Annotated in this window: 15 protein-coding genes; 8 read left to right on the top strand and 7 right to left on the bottom strand. The window is 64.1% G+C overall.

What is annotated here, in order from left to right:
• Positions 1–46: 46 nt before the first annotated feature.
• Positions 47–475 carry an RDD family protein gene (locus BJ997_RS08415; protein ID WP_035838816.1) on the bottom strand — a complete coding sequence of 143 codons (429 nt, stop codon included), beginning with the start codon at positions 473–475 and terminating at the stop codon, positions 47–49.
• Between the two features lie 144 nt (positions 476–619).
• On the opposite strand from BJ997_RS08415, the gene glnA (BJ997_RS08410) reads away from it, so the two are divergent.
• Positions 620–2,044, top strand: a complete 1,425-nt coding sequence (gene glnA, locus BJ997_RS08410) for a type I glutamate--ammonia ligase (RefSeq protein WP_035838818.1) — start codon at positions 620–622, stop codon at positions 2,042–2,044.
• A 68-nt stretch (positions 2,045–2,112) separates the two neighbouring features.
• Here the strand turns inward: glnA (BJ997_RS08410) and BJ997_RS08405 are convergent, their stop codons facing one another.
• Positions 2,113–5,163, bottom strand: a complete 3,051-nt coding sequence (locus BJ997_RS08405; protein ID WP_035838819.1) for a bifunctional [glutamine synthetase] adenylyltransferase/[glutamine synthetase]-adenylyl-L-tyrosine phosphorylase — start codon at positions 5,161–5,163, stop codon at positions 2,113–2,115.
• Positions 5,164–5,184: 21 nt separating this feature from the next.
• A complete protein-coding gene (gene glnA / locus BJ997_RS08400) occupies positions 5,185–6,522 on the bottom strand; it encodes a type I glutamate--ammonia ligase (protein WP_035838820.1) in 1,338 nt (445 codons plus the stop codon).
• Between the two features lie 71 nt (positions 6,523–6,593).
• On the opposite strand from glnA (BJ997_RS08400), the gene panB reads away from it, so the two are divergent.
• Complete coding sequence (gene panB, locus BJ997_RS08395) at positions 6,594–7,481, top strand: 3-methyl-2-oxobutanoate hydroxymethyltransferase (protein WP_052542566.1); 888 nt, start codon at positions 6,594–6,596, stop codon at positions 7,479–7,481.
• A gap of 35 nt (positions 7,482–7,516) precedes the next feature.
• On the opposite strand, the gene BJ997_RS08390 is transcribed toward panB, so the two are convergent.
• Entirely contained in the window at positions 7,517–7,705 is a 189-nt protein-coding gene (locus BJ997_RS08390) for a hypothetical protein (protein ID WP_035838824.1), read from the bottom strand.
• A gap of 12 nt (positions 7,706–7,717) precedes the next feature.
• Between BJ997_RS08390 and map the strand changes: the two genes are divergently transcribed.
• The 4 genes from map (at position 7,718) to BJ997_RS08370 (ending at position 12,408) form a co-directional block, all read left to right on the top strand.
• Positions 7,718–8,584 carry a type I methionyl aminopeptidase gene (map, locus tag BJ997_RS08385; RefSeq protein ID WP_035838827.1) on the top strand — a complete coding sequence of 289 codons (867 nt, stop codon included), beginning with the start codon at positions 7,718–7,720 and terminating at the stop codon, positions 8,582–8,584.
• Positions 8,585–8,600: 16 nt separating this feature from the next.
• Positions 8,601–9,359 (top strand): polyphosphate--glucose phosphotransferase, encoded by a 759-nt coding sequence (gene ppgK, locus BJ997_RS08380; RefSeq protein WP_035838830.1) that lies wholly within the window; start codon positions 8,601–8,603, stop codon positions 9,357–9,359.
• 3 nt (positions 9,360–9,362) lie between these two features.
• Positions 9,363–10,790, top strand: coding sequence for a serine hydrolase domain-containing protein (locus BJ997_RS08375; RefSeq protein ID WP_052542567.1), 1,428 nt, complete (start codon positions 9,363–9,365; stop codon positions 10,788–10,790).
• A gap of 232 nt (positions 10,791–11,022) precedes the next feature.
• Positions 11,023–12,408: a reverse transcriptase family protein gene (locus BJ997_RS08370; protein WP_183323355.1), complete on the top strand. Its 1,386-nt coding sequence runs from the start codon at positions 11,023–11,025 to the stop codon at positions 12,406–12,408.
• A gap of 6 nt (positions 12,409–12,414) precedes the next feature.
• Here the strand turns inward: BJ997_RS08370 and BJ997_RS08365 are convergent, their stop codons facing one another.
• From BJ997_RS08365 to BJ997_RS08355, 3 genes are read right to left on the bottom strand one after another with little or no spacing between them, the layout of a single operon-like run.
• A complete protein-coding gene (locus tag BJ997_RS08365; protein WP_035836521.1) occupies positions 12,415–13,968 on the bottom strand; it encodes a tripartite tricarboxylate transporter permease in 1,554 nt (517 codons plus the stop codon).
• Complete coding sequence (locus BJ997_RS08360) at positions 13,961–14,512, bottom strand: tripartite tricarboxylate transporter TctB family protein (RefSeq protein ID WP_035836520.1); 552 nt, start codon at positions 14,510–14,512, stop codon at positions 13,961–13,963. Before BJ997_RS08360 ends, BJ997_RS08365 begins: the two co-directional genes overlap by 8 nt.
• 2 nt (positions 14,513–14,514) lie before the next feature.
• The gene (locus tag BJ997_RS08355) at positions 14,515–15,513 is read right to left on the bottom strand and encodes a Bug family tripartite tricarboxylate transporter substrate binding protein (protein ID WP_035836519.1); all 999 of its coding nucleotides are present in this window, start codon (positions 15,511–15,513) and stop codon (positions 14,515–14,517) included.
• A gap of 189 nt (positions 15,514–15,702) precedes the next feature.
• Between BJ997_RS08355 and BJ997_RS08350 the strand changes: the two genes are divergently transcribed.
• Both BJ997_RS08350 and BJ997_RS08345 read left to right on the top strand, forming a co-directional pair.
• Entirely contained in the window at positions 15,703–17,292 is a 1,590-nt protein-coding gene (locus BJ997_RS08350) for an ATP-binding protein (protein ID WP_244962581.1), read from the top strand.
• On the top strand, positions 17,289–17,999 hold the full coding sequence (locus BJ997_RS08345) for a response regulator (RefSeq protein WP_052542209.1): 711 nt from the start codon (positions 17,289–17,291) through the stop codon (positions 17,997–17,999). Before BJ997_RS08350 ends, BJ997_RS08345 begins: the two co-directional genes overlap by 4 nt.
• Positions 18,000–18,012 lie beyond the last annotated feature (13 nt).

The following is an 18,012-nucleotide window of genomic DNA, read 5'->3' as shown; positions in this document are numbered from 1 at the left end:
CCGCACAGCGGGTGCCCGTTTTGTGTATCCGGATGATGTGAAGCGGTCAGGATCGGATGAGCACGGTACCGGCGAACTTGTCGTGGAAGCCGCGCTGGTCCGAATCCCAGACCAGGGCGGGAAGCACGACACCCAACAACACCGACCGTACGATGCCGCGCCAGGGGCCGATCCAGCCGCCGAAGAGCGGGACGACCCGGAGGCCAACGAACCGGTGCCCGATGCTCCCGCCCAGGGTAGGGATGAACACGAGCTGCAGCACCACGAAGATCACCGTCGTTGCCAAGGCGTTGTACTGAAAGAAAAAGACGGAGACCACGACGGCGAGAGCCCAGTCGATAGCAACCCCGGCGATTCTTCGTCCGGGCCTGGCCACGGAGCCGGGTCCCGAACGCGGCAGACCCAGGCGCTCACCGGGCCATTCGCTCGGCGCGGGTGGTCCGGAGGGGCTGGATCTGGAGGCTGAGTCGGGCACTCGATGAGTCTATCGAGTGACCCCGCCTGTAACATGTGTGAAACATAAGCGTCACGGTCGGGTAATGCCGCCACACTAATCTCAAGGGAGCCGCAGTGTGCAACACTGCGAGATCCACGCCCACGTCGTTTGGAGTAAACCCGCATGTTCCGCGATTCGTCAGAAGTGCTCAAGTTCATCAAAGAGACTGACGTCAAGTTTCTTGACATCCGTTTCACAGACCTCCCTGGTGTGCAGCAGCACTTCAACATCCCGGCTTCGACCGTTGATGAAGAGTTCTTCACAGTCGGCCAGATGTTTGATGGTTCGTCGATCCGCGGATTCGCGTCGATCCACGAATCAGACATGCAGCTCATCCCCGATGTGTCCACCGCCTATATCGACGCCTTCCGCGCCGAGCGCACCCTCATCATGCTGTTCGACATCTACAACCCCCGCAACGGCGAAATCTATTCGAAGGATCCACGCCAGGTAGCAAAGAAGGCCGAGAAGTACCTCGCCTCCACCGGAATCGGAGACACCGCCTTCTTCGGCTCCGAAGCGGAGTTCTATATCTTCGACGACGTTCGCTACGAAGTGAACCAGCACACGAGCTTCTACTCGGTTGACTCCAGCGAAGGCGCCTGGAATTCCGGCAAGAAGGAAGAAGGGGGAAACCTTGCCAACAAGACGCCCTTCAAGGGCGGCTACTTCCCGGTCAGCCCCGTCGACCAGCACGTCGACATGCGTGACGACATCTGCCTCAAGCTGATCGACGCCGGCCTCATCCTCGAGCGCAGCCACCACGAGGTGGGTACCGGAGGACAGGGCGAGATCAACTACAAGTTCGACACGATGGTCCATGCCGCGGACGACCTGCTCAAGTTCAAGTACATCGTCAAGAACACGGCACACGACTGGGGCAAGACGGCCACCTTCATGCCCAAACCGCTCTTCGGCGACAACGGCTCCGGCATGCACACCCACCAGTCCCTGTGGGCCGAGGGCAAGCCGTTGTTCTACGACGAGGCCGGCTACGGCGGGCTTTCGGATGTCGCGCGCTGGTACATCGGAGGCCTGCTCAAGCACGCCCCCGCAGTGCTCGCCTTCACAAACCCCACGGTGAACTCCTACCACCGCCTCGTTCCGGGCTTCGAGGCACCGGTTAACTTGGTCTACTCCGCAGGAAACCGTTCCGCGTCCATTCGCATCCCGATCACGGGTACGAACCCGAAGGCTAAGCGTCTCGAGTTCCGCGCGCCCGACGCATCCGGCAACCCGTACCTCGCCTTCGCTGCGCAGCTGATGGCCGGCCTCGACGGCATCAAGAACCGGATCGAGCCCCACGAGCCCGTCGACAAGGACCTCTATGAGCTGCCGCCCGAGGAAGCCAAGAACATCCCGCAGGTTCCCGCCTCTCTCGAAGAGGCGTTGCAGGCGCTCGAGGCCGACCACGACTTCCTGCTCGCAGGCAACGTGTTCACCCCGGAGCTCATCGAGACCTGGATCGAGTACAAGCGCGAGAACGAGATCAAGCCGCTCGCGCAGCGTCCCCACCCCTTCGAGTTCGAGCTCTATTACGGGGTGTAAGTAGTTCCGAGAACCAAGAAGGACCGCGTCCCCGGACGCGGTCCTTCTCTCGTCCGTGCGCGAGCCGATCAGGCGACGTTGGGCCCTGGGCGCTCGATAGGTCCATAGAAGAGACGCTCGAACACGGCACGGGCACGTCGGGTCACCGACAGGTAGTCGTCCTCGAGTTGCGTCGCCGAGCCGGGCGGGTACTCGAGCACGCGAGCAATTCCCTCGAGCTGAGCCCTGTCGCCGGGAAGCACGTCGGAGGTCTTATTTGTCCATAGGGTGATTGCGGAACGCGCGCGGGAGGCGAAAAGCCAGGCCGCGCGCAGGGTAGCCGCGTCCTCGGCGCCGATGAGCCCCTCATCCGTAGCAGCGGAGAGGGTCACCAACGTGGATGTCGTGCGCAATGCCGGTACTGCCGCGGCGTGCTGTAGCTGCATGAGCTGTACGAACCATTCGACATCACTCAGGGACCCACGCCCGAGTTTGAGGTGCCGGTTCGGGTCGGCCCCCTGTGGCAGCCGTTCCTTTTCAACGCGCGCCTTGATGCGTTTCACCTCGCGTACTTCGCTGTCGGCGATGGCGGTCGGGTACCGCACCTCGTCGGCGAGCCGCTCGAAGTCCCGCTGCAGGCCGACGTCACCGGCGACACCGCGCCCGCGCAGCAGGGCCTGTGCCTCCCACGTGAGCGACCAGCGTGCATAGTAGGCCGCGTAGGAGTCGAGGGACCGCACAATGGCCCCGTTGCTCCCCTCCGGGCGCAGACCGATGTCGAGGTCGAGCGGCAGGCGGTCGTCATCGGTCAGACGCTTGAGCTCTCGAACGATGAAACTTGCCCTTTCGTGGGCGGCTGCCCCCTCGAGTAGTCCGCTGCGGAAGACGTACATGACGTCGGCATCGGAACCGAAGCCGAGTTCGGATCCTCCGAACCTGCCCATGGCGATCACCGCGAACTCGATGCCGTCGGGAGTCTGCGGAGCCAGCGGCCGCGCGACCCCCGGCTCGTTCAGCTCGCGGCCGCGTATCGCAGCGATCACCCCGCGAATGAAGTTGGAGGTGACATCGGTGAGACCGACGGCCAACTCATCAATGGAGATCCTGCCCAGGATCGACCCGAAGGCGAGCCTCAGCATCTCCCGACGACGCGCCGTGCGGAGGATGGACGCCGCAGCATCCGCACTCTCGTGCCGGGCGAGTACTGCCCGTGTCTCATCCAGCAGGGCCGACAGTGGCCGGGGGCGCAGGTCCTCCTCATTCTCCAGCCAGGCCACCGCCTCAGGAATCTTCTCCAGCAGCTCCCCCACGTAGCGCGACCCGGACAAAACTCGAGTCAGACGCTCGGCCGCGCCGGAAGAATCCCGCAGCATCCGGAGGAACCAGTACGTCGAGCCGAGATTGTCGCTCAGACGACGAAAGGCCAACAGACCGTAATCGGGATCGGCGCCCTGCGAGAACCACTGGAGCATCACGGGTAAGAGATGCCTTTGGATCGTGGCCCGACGGGACACCCCACCGGAGAGCGCCGCGATATGACCGAGCGCGCCCGGGGTATTGATAAAGCCAATGGCGGCAAGTCGTGCCTCCGCCTGCGCGCTCGTGAGGTTGAGGCCCTCGGCCGGCAGCGCCGCCACGGCGCTGAGCAGGGGACGGTAAAAGAGACGCTCGTGCAGTCCCCGGACACGCTGCTTCGTCTCCGCCCAGCGCGAGGACAGGGCGCTCGCACTTGTTGCGAGCCCGGTGGCGCGCGCGAGAACACGCAGGTTGGCCTCGTCCCGGGGCACAAGATGCGTCCTGCGCAGCTTCTCCAACTGCAGGCGATGTTCCATCAGGCGCAACATTCGGTAGTCCTGGGCGAATTCGGCGGCCTCTGCTCGACCGACGTAGCCAGCCTGGGCCAGAGCCGTGAGGGCGGGAAGAGTGCCCCTCTGCCGCACAGCGGGGTCGGACTGACCGTGAACGAGCTGCAGCAGCTGCACGGTGAATTCGATGTCCCGCAGTCCGCCTGGACCCAACTTGAGCTGGAAGTCGACTTCATCGTCCGGGATGTTGTCAGTGACCCTCTCGCGCATCCGCTGCACGGATTCGACGAAATTCTCGCGGCCGGCGCTGCTCCACACCTTGGGGGCAACGGCCTCCACGTAGCGGGCGCCCAGTTCGCGATCACCGGCGAGGGTGCGCGCCTTCAGGAGGGCCTGGAACTCCCAGCTCTTTGCCCAGCGATCGTAATAGGCGATGTGGGACTCGATGGAACGCACCAGGGCACCACTTTTGCCTTCCGGACGGAGGTTCGGGTCGACCTCCCAGAGTTCGGGCTCGACGGATGCCTCATTCATGCCTCGCATCATGAGGATCGCCAGTCTGATGGCGATTTCCACGGCGCGGGTCGTATCCAGGCCGGCCTCCGGGTTACCGTCGGCCACGAAGATGACGTCGACATCGCTGACGTAGTTGAGTTCGCTTGCCCCGGCCTTGCCCATGCCGATGACGGCCAGCCGGGTTGCCCCCACCTGCTCGCGTGGGAACACGCCCCGTGCGGCTACTGTGCCGCTCGTCATGCTGCGGGCAACGGCGAGGGCCGCCTCGAGTGCCGCCGTCGCCAGGTCGGCCAACGTGCCGGCGATACCATCCACTCCCGCCAGGGGGTCGGCCTGTTCCAGGTCAAACGCGGCGACGGCCGCGAGCCGGCGCCGGTAGCGCACTCGAAGGGCTACCCAGGCGGCGTCATCGACGAGAGTGGAGAACCCGTCCCGAGCGCCGACGGAGTCGAGGAGGTCGTCGGTCAGCTCCTCTACGGTGGGCAACGACCCCATCGGCTGCTCGAGGACATCAAGTTCTTCCGGGTGCCGCAGAAAGAAACCCGCCAATCCGCTTGACGCTCCCAGCACCCGCACCAGACGTAACGCGGAATCTGGGCTCGCCAGGAAGTGGTGGATCTCCGGCGTTCCCTGGCGCAGCATGTCGACGAGGGCACCGAGTGCCGCATCCGGATTTGCGGCCCGCGCCAAGAGCGGCAGAAGTTCCGCGCTCTCCGGCCCACCCAGCTCACTCACCTCGGCGAGGCGCACACGCACCTCGCTGAGATGGACGAAACCAACCCTGGCCAATTCGGTCAGAGTGAGCACTTCCCGCGCCATCGCCAAGCTCCCGGTTCGCTCCTACAACATCTCGAGGTTCTTGCGAAGCTCGAACGGAGTCACCTGGGAGCGATAGTCACGCCACTCCTGGCGCTTGTTGAGCAGAACATAGTTGAAGACCTGCTCCCCGAGGGTCTCGGCAACAAGCTCGGATTCTTCCATGTATTGGATGGCGTGGTCGAGGCTGGCGGGCAACTGCGTGTAGCCCAGGGCACGGCGCTCGGTGTCACTCAGACTCCACACGTTGTCCTCGGCCTCCGCCGGAAGCTCGTAGCCCTCTTCGATACCCTTCAGGCCGGCAGCAAGCATGAGGGAGTAGGCCAGGTATGGGTTCGCGGCCGAATCAATGGCGCGATACTCGACGCGTGCGCTTTGTCCCTTGTTCGGTTTGTAGAGCGGCACGCGGATCAGCGCCGACCTGTTGTTGTGTCCCCAGCAGACAAAGCTCGGGGCTTCGTCGCCGCCCCAGAGTCGCTTGTAGGAGTTCACGAACTGGTTGGTGACGGCGGTGATTTCCGGAGCGTGCTTGAGCAGACCGGCGATGAACTGCCGACCGATTTTAGACAGCTGGTATTGTGCGCCCGCCTCGAAGAACGCATTAACATCGCCCTCGAAAAGCGACATGTGGGTGTGCATGCCGGATCCGGGATGCTCCGACATGGGCTTGGGCATGAATGTTGCGTAGACGCCCTGCTCGATGGCCACTTCCTTCACCACGGTGCGGAAGGTCATGATGTTGTCTGCCGTCGTCAGCGCATCCGCGTAGCGGAGGTCAATCTCGTTCTGGCCGGGCCCAGCCTCGTGGTGACTGAACTCCACGGAGATACCGAGGTCTTCGAGCATGCGCACCGAACGGCGACGAAAATCGTGCGCGGTTCCGCCGGGAACGTTGTCGAAATACCCGGCCGAATCAACCGGTACGGGCCCGTTCTTGCCGAACTTCGACGACTTGAGCAGATAGAACTCAATCTCGGGGTGGGTGTAGAAGGTGAAGCCGCGCTCGGCCGCCTTGGCCAGGGTGCGCTTGAGCACGTTGCGGGGGTCGGCGACGGCAGGCTGTCCGTCCGGCGTGGTGATGTCGCAAAACATGCGAGCGGTCGGGTCGACTTCGCCGCGCCACGGAAGGATCTGAAACGTCGTCGGGTCCGGGTGGGCCAGCACGTCTGCCTCAAACGAACGGGTCAGGCCTTCGATCGCGGAGCCGTCAAACCCGAGGCCTTCATTGAAGGCGCCCTCGACTTCTGCCGGCGCGATGGCGACGGATTTCAAAGTTCCCACCACGTCGGTGAACCACAGTCGAACGAACTTGATTCCTCGCTCCTCGATGGTACGAAGAACGAAATCGCGCTGCTTGTCCATTCAGCCCCTTCTGGTTCACCTCTAGGGTACTGTCTCGGCGTGCGTATTGCGGGTTTGACTACACTTGTGGCATGTCAGAATCGATCGCGCCAGGCCCCGCTACGCCAGACTCGTCACAGCCCGCTCCCGAGCAGCACCCTTACGGCCATGCCCCGGACGGGCCCAAGCGGGTTCGAACCCGGCATTTCCACAACGCGAAGAAGCAGGGAATTCCGATCACGGGCCTGACCAGCTACGACATGCTGACCGCGCAGATCTTCGATCAGGCCGGAATCGACTTTCTACTCGTGGGCGACTCGGCTGGGAACAACGTCTTCGGGTATGAAACGACCCTGCCGGTCACGATTGATGAGCTAATTCCCCTGACGCGCGCGGTTGCCCGCGCCGTCACGCGTGCCCTCGTCGTGGCGGATATGCCGTTCGGCTCGTATGAGAGCGGCGCCGACCAGGCCCTCGCGACCGCGGTTCGCTTCATGAAAGAGGCGCAAGCCCACGCCGTGAAACTTGAGGGCGGCGTTCGCAGCCACAAGCAGATCAAGCGCATTGTGTCGGCCGGCATCCCGGTGATGGGCCACGTGGGCTTCACCCCACAGAGCGAACACGGCCTCGGCGGCCACATCATCCAGGGACGAGGTGACGCCGCGCAGAATCTGATCGACGATGCCCTGGCGGTGCAGGAGGCCGGAGCCTTTGCCGTGGTGCTCGAGATGGTGCCCGGTTCGGTGGCCAAACGGGTGACGGCGGCGCTCGACATTCCCACGATCGGAGTCGGTGCCGGCCCCTCGGTTGACGGTCAGTTGCTGGTCTGGACTGACTTCGCGGGCATGACGGACGGGCGTGTGCCGCGTTTTGTCCGCCAATACGCGAATGTGCGGCAGGTCCTGACGGATGCCGTACACAATTTCCGGGATGACGTCAACTCCGGCGCCTACCCGGCTGCAGAGCACAACTACGAGTAAGGTCCCTCGGTCGGTGCTTCTCGGACGTTTCCGGTTTAGCGATCGTCGCGCGCGTCGTCTTCAGACCATTTGGCGCTATTGGCACGAAGCTTTTCCAGGGCGTGAGTCGCCTCGTCGTGGTTGGCAAACGGGCCCACCCGATCGACGGAGGGCGACTGGAAGCCCCGTTCAACGGCACCTGTGCGCATGTTGTACCAGAACTGGTTTTCTTTGTCCTCGGCCATAGGGTTGATCTTATGCCTAAGGATTCAACTGGTCACCTCATCCCTGGAAGCGTGTCGTCGATGCGCCCCGTTCCGTCACACATCGTGCGTCCCGAATACGTCGGTAAGAAAGGTCCGAGCCCTTTCGCCGGCTCGGACGTGTATCCCCCCGAACAGATTGCGCTCATCCGCGAGTCGGGCTTGATCGCCGCGCGTGCAATCGAGGCCGTGGGACGTGCCATCCGCCCCGGCGTCACCACCGAGCAGCTCGACGTCATCGGGCACGACTACATCGTCGCCCACGATGCCTATCCGTCGACCCTCGGCTATCGCGGGTACCCCAAATCGTTGTGCAGCTCGGTGAACGAGGTCATCTGCCACGGCATCCCCGACAACACCGTGTTGGAAAACGGAGACATCGTCAACCTCGATATCACCGCATACAAGAACGGAGTCCATGGAGATACCAACGTCACATTCATCGTGGGCGAAGCGACCGAGGAGGTCACCCTGCTCGTGGACCGTACCAGGGAAGCGATGAACCGCGGCATCAAGGCGGTGGCTCCCGGACGACAGGTCAACGTGATCGGTCGCGCCATCGAGTCCTACGCGAAACGCTTCAACTACGGCGTCGTTCGCGACTACACCGGCCATGGCGTGGGTGCGGCGTTCCATTCGGGCCTCATCATTCCCCACTACGACGCCCCGCACTACGACACCGTGATGGAGGTGGGCATGGTCTTCACGATCGAACCGATGCTCACCCTGGGCGGGTCGGCCGACTGGGATATGTGGAGCGACGACTGGACAGTGTTGACCAGGGACCGCAGCGTGACCGCACAGTTCGAGCACACGCTCGTGGTGACCGAGCGCGGCGCCGAAATTCTGACTCTCCCGTAACGGGTAGGTTTTAACAATGAGCGCAACGACGGCCATCGGCATTGACATCGGCGGAACGGGAATCAAGGGAGCGATCGTCGATCTCTCCACGGGTGCCCTCCTCTCGGATCGGGTCAAGTTACCCACGCCCAAGGGCGGACGCCCGCAAGACATCATCGAGACCACGCAGCAGCTCCTTAGCCAGGTGGCCTCCGACACCGAGAATCTCCCTGTCGGCGTGTGTTTTCCGGCCGTCATCAAGCATGGTCACACGATGAGCGCCGCCAACGTTTCTGACAGATGGATCGGTCTGGGAGCCGAGGCCCTTTTCGAAAAGGCACTGAAGGTTCCCATTCACTTCGTGAATGACGCGGATGCCGCCGGTTACGCCGAATCCCAATTCGGCGCGGCCACAGGTGTTGCCGGTGTCGTGATCCTCACGACTCTCGGCACGGGAATAGGTACCGCCCTGCTCAACGATGGCGTGCTCGTGCCCAACACCGAGCTCGGTCATCTCCAGATCGACGGGAAAGACTACGAGACCCGGGCCGCATACTCCGCCAAGGAGCGGGAGAATCTCAGCTGGGACAAATGGGCCGCACGCCTGCAGAAGTACTACGCGACCCTCGAGCAGCTGTTCTCCCCCGATCTTTTTATCGTAGGCGGTGGGGTGTCCAAGCATCACGAGGACTTCCTCCCGTTACTTCGCCTGAAGACGCGCATTATTCCCGCCGTGCACCGCAACAACGCCGGAATCCTCGGTGCGGCTGCGCTCGCGGTCAAATTCCGGGAGTAGACGGTGACCGCCGCACTCGATGCCGTCGACGCCGTTTTCGCCGAGCACCACTCACGCGGATCCGCACCGAGCCTGGCCTGGGGCACGTTCGAACGGGTGGGCCTTGTGCGGTTCGGCGCGGCGGGGGAAGGGCCAGACGGCGCTCTGCCTGGGCCCGACACCGCCTACCGTATTGCATCGTGTACGAAGAGTTTCACCGCGGCCGCGGTGCTACTGCTGCGGGACAGCGGCGCCCTGAACCTCGACGACCCCATCACCCGCTTCGTGCCGGCCTTCGATTCGGCCCGTCTTCCCGGAGCGGATGCCCCGGTGCCGACAATTCGAATGCTCCTGACGATGTCTGCCGGGCTGCCGACCGACGATCCCTGGGCAGATCGGCAGGAGGCCCTCGGAGATTCGGACTTTGACGATGTCCTTCGGCGCGGCGTCACAATCGAGTCGATGCCCGGTACGCGGTTCGCCTATTCGAACCTGGGTTTCGCGCTTCTCGGGCGTGTCATCGAGAAGGCTGCCGGCCGTGGCTACCGCGACCTGATCACGGAACGCTTTCTCACTCCACTGGGCCTGACGGGCACGGGCTTCGACGCCTCGGTTGCCGCCGCCGGCGGCCTCGCCGAGGGGACCCGCTGGCTCGATGGCGGATGGCGTGCGCTCCCGTTCTCCTCGCCCGGCGCCTTCTCGCCCATCGGCGGGCTCTTCAGCACCGTCTCCGATGTAACGCGCTGGGCCTGCTGGTTGGCCGAAGCCTTCGACGTTTCTCCCGCCGTGGAACCGCCTTCGCCGCTCTCTCGCGCCAGCCGGCGCGAGATGCAGCAACTGCACCGCTTTGTTCCGACGCTTCCGCGGCACCCCACCGGCTACGGCTTCGGGCTGTTCGTCGAGCAGTACCCGCACGGCGCCGTGGTGTCGCACTCCGGCGGCTACCCGGGTTTCTCCGCCCACATGCGCTGGTCAGCCGCCGGAGGTCACGGCATTGTCGCTTTCGGCAATGCCACGCATTCTCGGCTTTCCTTGGCGACCACGCAGGCCTTCGACGTGCTCGACGCGGCGGCACATCACCCTGCGTCCACGGTCTTACCCGCCGCCCGATCAGCGCAACGATCACTGACCGGACTCATCCGAGAGTGGGATGACGTGACGGCCCAGGTCGTATTCGCCGACAACATCTCCCTGGACGACAGCTACGAGCGCCGCAAGGAGGACATAGCGAAGGCCATCCGGGCTGTCGGCGGTCTGGCACCCGGGTCTAGGCAACCGGACGCTGCGGCGCTCCTGATCGGCGCCCATGAAACCTCGACCAGCCCCACGCATCTCGTGTGGCACGTTCAAGGCCGCGCTGGCCGCCTGCGTGTTGAGATGCGGCTCACGCCCGAATTTCCGCCGCGGGTGCAGACGTTCACGGTGTCCGCCGACCTCGTACAGGCCCGGTAGCCAGCGCCTGGCACCGTTGGCTTGCTAGTGTGACCCACATGCGGTGGTTTCCGGGCGAGGCGGGTAGTGCACGTGATGTGCTGCCCTCTCCGGGGTTACCCCGGGGCACGAAGACCGACCTGGAACGAGCGCCGCAGGCGCGTCTCTGCGCTCCGCGCAGCTCGGCGCCTGCACCCAGTGACGAGTCGCCCGGAAACCATCGCATGCTCGCTTCCGATCCTGCAGCCGCCCGATGACGTCGAAGCTGCGAGGTGCCACCCCGGCGGCCCTGGTGCTGGCGCGTCGACCGCATCCGTCGTCTTCTGAGGTTGCCAGCACGCTGGCGCTCGCATTTCTGTCGTCGAAGTTCTGGCACGCCACCGCCTTATCGGAAGCCGGCAGCGCGGTTCTCGGCGCTCGACGCCGGTGGCTGGGTCCGCTCGTGCGCGAGACCCTGACGGTCTACCGGGAGGCTCCGCACGACGCCCCGCGTGCACTGACAGCGTTCATCGCAGCGGCCGACGTCTTCCGGGCCGCGGTCGCCCACGCGGATGCCAGTGGCGTTCCGATCGGCCTCGCGCATCACCGCATTCCGCTGACGAGGGCACGACCCGTGCCCGGCGTCGTTCCGCCACTCGGCACCCTGGCCGAGCTCGCCGACTTTCTCGAGCTGCCCATCGGCGACCTTGACTGGTTTGCCGATACAAGACAGTGGAATCGGCATGCCCCGTCCGGGGCCCTCCAGCACTATCGCTACGAGTGGCGCGCTCGTGCAGGACGCACGCCGCGGCTGCTGGAAATCCCCGGCGCTCGGCTCCGATCCGCCCAGCGCACCCTGCTGACCGGTGTCATCGGGCTGGTACCCACGCACGATGCCGCGCACGGGTTCGTGCCGGGCCGAAGCGCTGTGACGGGAGCGTCACGGCATACCGGTACGGACGTGGTGATCTCCCTGGACCTCACCACGTTCTTCGCCCGCGTGACGGGGGCCCGAATCTACGGCACACTCCGCCGCGCCGGGCTTCCCGAAGCGGTCGCCTACACAATCACGGGCTTGTGCACGACCGCCGCTCCCCCGCGGGTCATTGCAGCCATGCCCGCCGGCGGACGGCCCGAAGAGCGCTTCGCGCTCCGACAGGCCCTCGCCGCCACACATCTGCCGCAGGGTGCACCGTCATCTCCCATGCTCGCGAATCTCGCGCTTCGCAGGCTGGATTCACGGTTGGCGGGGTGGGCGGCCGCGGCGTCAAGCGTTTACACGCGATACGCCGACGACCTGGCGTTTAGCGGCGACCTGACGCTGGCCCGACGAGCGGATGCCTTCGCGCGCGGCGTAGAGCGCATCGTCGCCGCAGAGGGACACCTCGTGAACCCCCACAAGACCCGAGTGCGGCGGGCAAGCGTAAAACAGACCGTAACCGGCATCGTCGTGAACACGCAGACTAACATGTCACGCCAGGAGAGCGACCGGCTCAAGGCGATCATCCACAACTGTGCGCGTCATGGACCCGAGTCCCAGAACCGGGGAGCACATCCGGAGTTTCGCGCCCACCTGCTGGGACGCCTGTCCTGGCTGGAGACGCTGAACCCGGCGCGAGGTCGAAAACTTCGCGCCGAATTCAGTCGAATCCACTGGTGATGCCGCCTACGCCGCGACGTCACTTCTCTCAGAAGGCGAGTCGCTCGACGCGGTCTCACTCTCCATGGAGCGCTGGCGTCGTTTCATCCAATATGACAGCGCGAAGATCACAATGAGCGACGCATAGATCGTCGCCGCAATGGGAGAAGCAACGAGTGCTGTCGGGTCCCCCTGCGAGATGGCCAGAGAACGCCGAAGCTGGTTCTCGAAAATGGGCCCGAGAATCAAACCCACCACCATCGGCGCGATCGGATACCCGTAGCGTCGCATGAAGAAGCCCAGCAGCCCAACGACCAAGAGGATGCCGACATCCACCGGGGTGAAATTCAGCGAAAAGGCCCCGAGTCCGGCGAACACCAGAATTCCCGCGTACAGGTACGGTCGCGGGATCTGCAGAATCTTGACCCAGATCCCCACGAGCGGCAGGTTCAGCACCAGCAGCATTAGATTGCCCACGTACAGGCTCGCGATCAGCGTCCACACGAGGGCACCCTGGGTTTCGAAAAGCAGTGGCCCGGGTTGGATCTGATATCGCTGGAAGGCCACGAGCATCATGGCGGCCGTGGCGGTTGTGGGAATTCCGAGGGTGAGCAACGGAACGAGGACTCCGGCCGCGGCCGCATTGTTGGCGGATTCGGGCCCGGCCACGCCCTCGATGGCCCCCTTTCCGAACTGGCGCTTGTTCGGGCCCTTGGCCAGCCGGCGCTCGGCGGCGTAAGAGAGGAAGGTGGCGACATCCGCTCCCCCTGCCGGAATCGTGCCGATGGGAAAGCCGATGAAGGTGCCCCGGATCCACGGCTTCCAGGAGCGTTTCCAGTCGTCCTTCTTCATCCATTTCGTCCAGCCGCCACTGACCGGAATCACCTTCACCGGGCCGTGGCGAAGGCGCGACGCGACGTACAGCGCCTCTCCGACGGCAAAGAGGCCCACGGCCACGAGCACAACGTCAACGCCGTCGGCCAGGAACGGATTACCGAAGGTGTAGCGCTGCTGACCTGTCAGCGCATCGACTCCGATGAGGGCGATGAAGAGGCCGAGAGCGAGAGAAGCGAGACCACGAAGAACGGATGCCCCGAGTAGCGCCCCCACGGTGAGGAACGCCACGAGCATCAGGGCGACGTACTCGACTGGGCCGATTTGAACCGCGAATTCCGCCACGACGGGGGCGAGAAAGCTCAGCAGAACCGTCGCAAGAGTTCCCGCAACGAACGAACCGATCGCGGCGGTCGCCAACGCGGCAGCCCCGCGCCCGGCTTTCGCCATTTTGTTGCCTTCGAGGGCCGTTACGATGGACGCCGATTCCCCCGGCGTGTTGAGCAAGATCGATGTTGTCGAGCCCCCGTACATGCCGCCGTAGTAGATCCCGGCGAAAACAATGATGGCTGCCGTCGGCTCGAGACTGTACGTGATCGGCATCAGGAGAGCGATAGTCATGGCCGGCCCGATCCCTGGAAGCACGCCGATGGCCGTTCCGATGAAGACGCCGCCGAGCGCGTAGAGCAGGTACATGGGCTGCATGGCAACCGAGAACCCATCCATCAGGTTCATGAAATTATCCATTGAGAAAACTCACTCCTTCGAGGAGGAATCCGGCAGGCAACGACACGCCGAGGAGTCCGGCGAACACGTACTGCAGGACGAGGGCGAGGGCGACGGCGATGAGGGCGTTGCGCCACCAGGGCTTCGCCCCGAGGGACCAGCCCGCGCCGAAGAACAGCACTGCCGCGGCAACGGGCCACCCGAGGGGCACGATCAGAATCGTGTGCACAGCGATGCAGACAACCAGCTTCGCCACCGTGAGCCAATCCGTCTTCACAGTGGGGTCCACGTCTTCACCCTCGTCAGCCACGCCGACATGCCCGCGCAGCAGTTGAATGATCAAGCCGATTCCGATGACAACGAGCAGGCCGGACACGAGGAAAGGGAAGGCCCGTGGCCCGATGTCGCTGGCCGACGACGGAGTCATGATTCCGGCTCCGGCAACAAATCCGACAATGCCCAGACTGAGAATCACCAGGGCGAAAACTATTTCTCCGACGGGCCGAACGGGGGTGACGCCGAGTGCGCTGCCCCCGCTGGCCGTCTCAGGTAGCTGAGAACTCATGGCTACTGCAGCAGACCGATGTCTTTCAGGGTGACCTTGACGGTGGCGATGTCGTCGGTCAGGAAGGTCGCAAACTCGTCGCCGATCATGAAGGCGTCCGCCCAGTTGTTGTCGGACAGGGTGCTCTTCCAGGTGTCGCTCGCGTGCAGGTCTTCCATCAACTTCGTGAGCTTTTGCGCCTGGGCAGCGTCAATCGTGCCGGGGGCTACGACGCCGCGCCAGTTGGTCAGCACCACGTCGATGCCCTGGTCGGTCAACGTCTCGACGTCGGGGAGCTGCGGGGCGGCATCAGAGCCCGAAACGGCCAGGGCTCGCAGCTTGCCCGCCTTGACCTGTTCGGCGTATTCCCCGACTCCGGAGATACCCGCGTTGACCTTGTTGCCCAACAGTGCTGCGAGCGACTCGCCGCCGCCGGAATACGGGATGTAGTTGAGCTTGTCGGCACTGATTCCCTCGGCCTTGAGCATCATTCCCCCCAAGATGTGGTCCGCACCGCCCGCGGAACCGCCCGTGATCGATACTCCCTGGCCCTGCGCATTGATGTCGGCCAGCAGGTCGTCAATGGTTTCGTATGGCGAGTTCTCGGGAACGACCACGACGAGCGGTTCGTCTGTGAGCCGCGCGATCGGTGTGGTGTCTTCGATGCGATTCGCTGAATTGTTGGTCTCCACGGCACCGACCATGACGTAACCCATAACCAGGAGAGTGTTCATGTCCTTTTCGGTCTTCAACGATGCCAGGCCGTTCGTGCCGCCGGCCCCGCCGATATTGACGACCGAGGCGCTCGTCACGAGGTTGTTGGTCTGCAGGTCCTTCTCGATGGCGCGGCCGGTCTGGTCCCACCCACCGCCCGGGTCGGCCGGAACGACGATGTTGAGTGTGTCGATGCCGGTAGACGACGAGGTGTCGGCGGCCGTCGTGCTGCAGGCAGCCAGCAGAATCACGGATGCCGCGGCAGCGACGGCATAGGCCGAGCGACGCGTCATTGGGTCGAGCTTCATGGTATTTCCTCACATCGGTGTGATGCGCATCCTTGCGCAGGATCCCAGCGTAGAGACGCGTGCGGGTCGACGGAAGAATTCGGTCATAGTGCACATTCTGGTCTTTTCGGTCAGGAAGTCTCCGGTCCCTGGCCCATCCGAACAGGTCGGCTGGGAGTCTCGTGTGAGAATGGGGAAATGATCCAGTCGATGTCGCTGAGAACGCAGTTGTTCTTCCTGCAGCTCCTCATCGTGCTGATCGTCGTCCTGGTGGCCGGTTCGGTGGCCGTCCGCGTGCAGGAGAAGCAGATCCGTTCCGCGTACGAGGCGCGGATGGTCACTGTGGCTCAGTCCGTTGCCGAGCTGCCGGCGATCGTGCAGGCCTTCGACGACCCGGACCCCAGCGCCACCATCCAGCCGATCGCCGAGTTGATTGCTGAAGCCACCAACGTGACCTATGTTGTCGTCACCGATGATGCCGGCATCCGGTATTCGCATCCCAATCCCGCTCTCATCGGCAAACCCACCTCCACCGATCCCTCCATTGCACTCTCCGGTCGTCCCTACGTCGGCACGCAAACCGGCACCCTGGGAGAATCCTGGCGGGTCAAACTTCCCATCTACGACGGTGGCGGCACCATTATCGGTATGGCTTCTGTGGGCATCCTGGAGGCCACACTCACCACCGACCTGCGCGAAGTTCTGCCCGAATTGCTCCTGTGGCTCGTCGGTGCCGCGCTGGTGGGAACAGCGGGGGCCATCTACGTGTCGCGTCTGGCCTGGCGGCGAATCTATCGCCTCGAACCCGAACAGATCGCGGCCCTCCTGGAAACCCGGGACGCCATGCTCCATGGAATCGGCGAAGGGGTGGCCGCCATTGATGCCTCGGCAAACATTGCCCTGCTCAACGACGAAGCCCGCAGGCTCCTGGCGGCCCCAGGCGATGTCGTGGGACGACCGGCCGCTGCTGTGCTCGGTGTGGATCTTGCGCGGCTTCTGAAGAGCGGTAGCGACGCCGACGAGACGATTCTGGTGGGCGAGCGCGTCTTACTGGCCCGGGCGAGCGATGCCGTGGTGGATGGGCGGCTCGTGGGCCGGGTCATCATTCTCCGCGACCGCACCGAGCTGCATCAACTTCTTAGCGATCTGGACGGCGCACGTGATGTGACAGCCGCCCTGCGTGCCCAGGCCCACGAGTTCTCCAACAAGATGCACGTCATCTCCGGACTCGTCGAACTGGGTCGAATAGAGCAGGCCGTAGACTTCATCTCTCGATCGGGTCACGGCGGCTCGGTGATCTCGGGAGGACTCGCTCCCGGCATCACCGATCCAGACGTGGCGAGCTTGCTGATGGCCAAGAGCACGATCAGCGCTGAGAAGGGCATCACCCTGGTGGTCGACGCCGATTCCGTGCTGGCCCCTGACGGAACAACGGACTCTGTGACTGTGCTCGGAAACCTCGTCGACAATGCAATCGATGCCGTGGGTTCAGGGGGTCGCGTTCATGTGAGTATTCGCTCGTGGCGGGAGCAGATCGACTTCACGGTCAGCGACGACGGCCCCGGCGTGGCTGAGGCCGATCGTCTGCGAATCTTTCAACCGGGGTTGTCGTCGAAGGATGCCACGCACCCAGGAGGGCGGGGGTTCGGGCTGGCCCTCGTGAGCCGCGTTGCCCGCCGTCGGCACGGTTTCGCCTGCGCAGGGGATTCCGCCGATAACGGCGCAGAATTTACCGTACGATTCGACTCCGCGCTGGATTTGCCTGTCCGTCCACCAACCCAGGAGAACTCTCTCAGATGAAACTGCTCCGCACGGTCATCATCGACGATGACCGTCACATCGCCGGTATTCACACCGGCTTCCTCCTGGCCCACGGCGGCTTTGATGTCGTGGGGGTGGCCACGACCGGGACGGAAGGTCTGGAGCTCATCTCGACGAAGCGCCCGGACCTAGTGCTCCTCGACATACACCTGCCCGATATCTCGGGAATCGATGTGTTGCGGGCTGCCCGCCTCCTCCCCGGTGACCCCGTGGACATCATTGCCATCACGGCCGCGCGCGAGCTGGAGACGGTTCGGGCTGCGATGGCCGGCGGGGTGATGCACTATCTCGTGAAGCCGTTCGCCTCGGCCGTGCTGCTGGATCGCCTCGATCAGTATGTGCAGCACCGGCTGACCCTGCGAGAGCGTCACAACGGGCATGCACGTCCGCTTGACCAAGCAGGAATCGATGAGATGCTCCGACCACGACCGAAACCCGACGTGCCACGAGGCTCAGCGGAGCTCTCCAAGGGTCTGTCTCCCACCACTCTGGACGCCGTAACGGCGGCGCTTCGCGCGGCCACGTCGGGATCGTCTGCTGCCGCGGTGGCGGGAGAGTTGGGCCTGGCTCGGGTAAGCGCCCGCCGGTACCTGGAATTTCTCGTGACCCAGGACCAGGCGACGATCACCCAAAAATACGGCCAGGCCGGGCGCCCGGAGAAATTATACGAGTGGAGCTGCCCGTGAGAGGCGCCGATGC

The organism is Cryobacterium roopkundense (genome assembly GCF_014200405.1).
In the GTDB taxonomy this organism is placed as follows: Bacteria; Actinomycetota; Actinomycetes; order Actinomycetales; family Microbacteriaceae; genus Cryobacterium; species Cryobacterium roopkundense.
This window is presented reverse-complemented; position numbering and strand designations above follow the sequence as displayed.

Bases quoted from the DNA above. Each gene is read 5' to 3' on its own strand.
- BJ997_RS08390 (WP_035838824.1), bottom strand. From the start codon at position 7,705: ATGGCCGAGGACAAAGAAAACCAGTTCTGGTACAACATGCGCACAGGT.
- ppgK (WP_035838830.1), top strand. From the start codon at position 8,601: ATGAGCGCAACGACGGCCATCGGCATTGACATCGGCGGAACGGGAATC.
- BJ997_RS08350 (WP_244962581.1), top strand. From the start codon at position 15,703: ATGTCGCTGAGAACGCAGTTGTTCTTCCTGCAGCTCCTCATCGTGCTG.
- BJ997_RS08365 (WP_035836521.1), bottom strand. From the start codon at position 13,968: ATGGATAATTTCATGAACCTGATGGATGGGTTCTCGGTTGCCATGCAG.
- glnA (WP_035838818.1), top strand. From the start codon at position 620: ATGTTCCGCGATTCGTCAGAAGTGCTCAAGTTCATCAAAGAGACTGAC.
- BJ997_RS08355 (WP_035836519.1), bottom strand. From the start codon at position 15,513: ATGAAGCTCGACCCAATGACGCGTCGCTCGGCCTATGCCGTCGCTGCC.
- BJ997_RS08360 (WP_035836520.1), bottom strand. From the start codon at position 14,512: ATGAGTTCTCAGCTACCTGAGACGGCCAGCGGGGGCAGCGCACTCGGC.
- panB (WP_052542566.1), top strand. From the start codon at position 6,594: ATGTCAGAATCGATCGCGCCAGGCCCCGCTACGCCAGACTCGTCACAG.
- map (WP_035838827.1), top strand. From the start codon at position 7,718: ATGCCTAAGGATTCAACTGGTCACCTCATCCCTGGAAGCGTGTCGTCG.
- glnA (WP_035838820.1), bottom strand. From the start codon at position 6,522: ATGGACAAGCAGCGCGATTTCGTTCTTCGTACCATCGAGGAGCGAGGA.
- BJ997_RS08405 (WP_035838819.1), bottom strand. From the start codon at position 5,163: ATGGCGCGGGAAGTGCTCACTCTGACCGAATTGGCCAGGGTTGGTTTC.
- BJ997_RS08345 (WP_052542209.1), top strand. From the start codon at position 17,289: ATGAAACTGCTCCGCACGGTCATCATCGACGATGACCGTCACATCGCC.
- BJ997_RS08370 (WP_183323355.1), top strand. From the start codon at position 11,023: ATGACGTCGAAGCTGCGAGGTGCCACCCCGGCGGCCCTGGTGCTGGCG.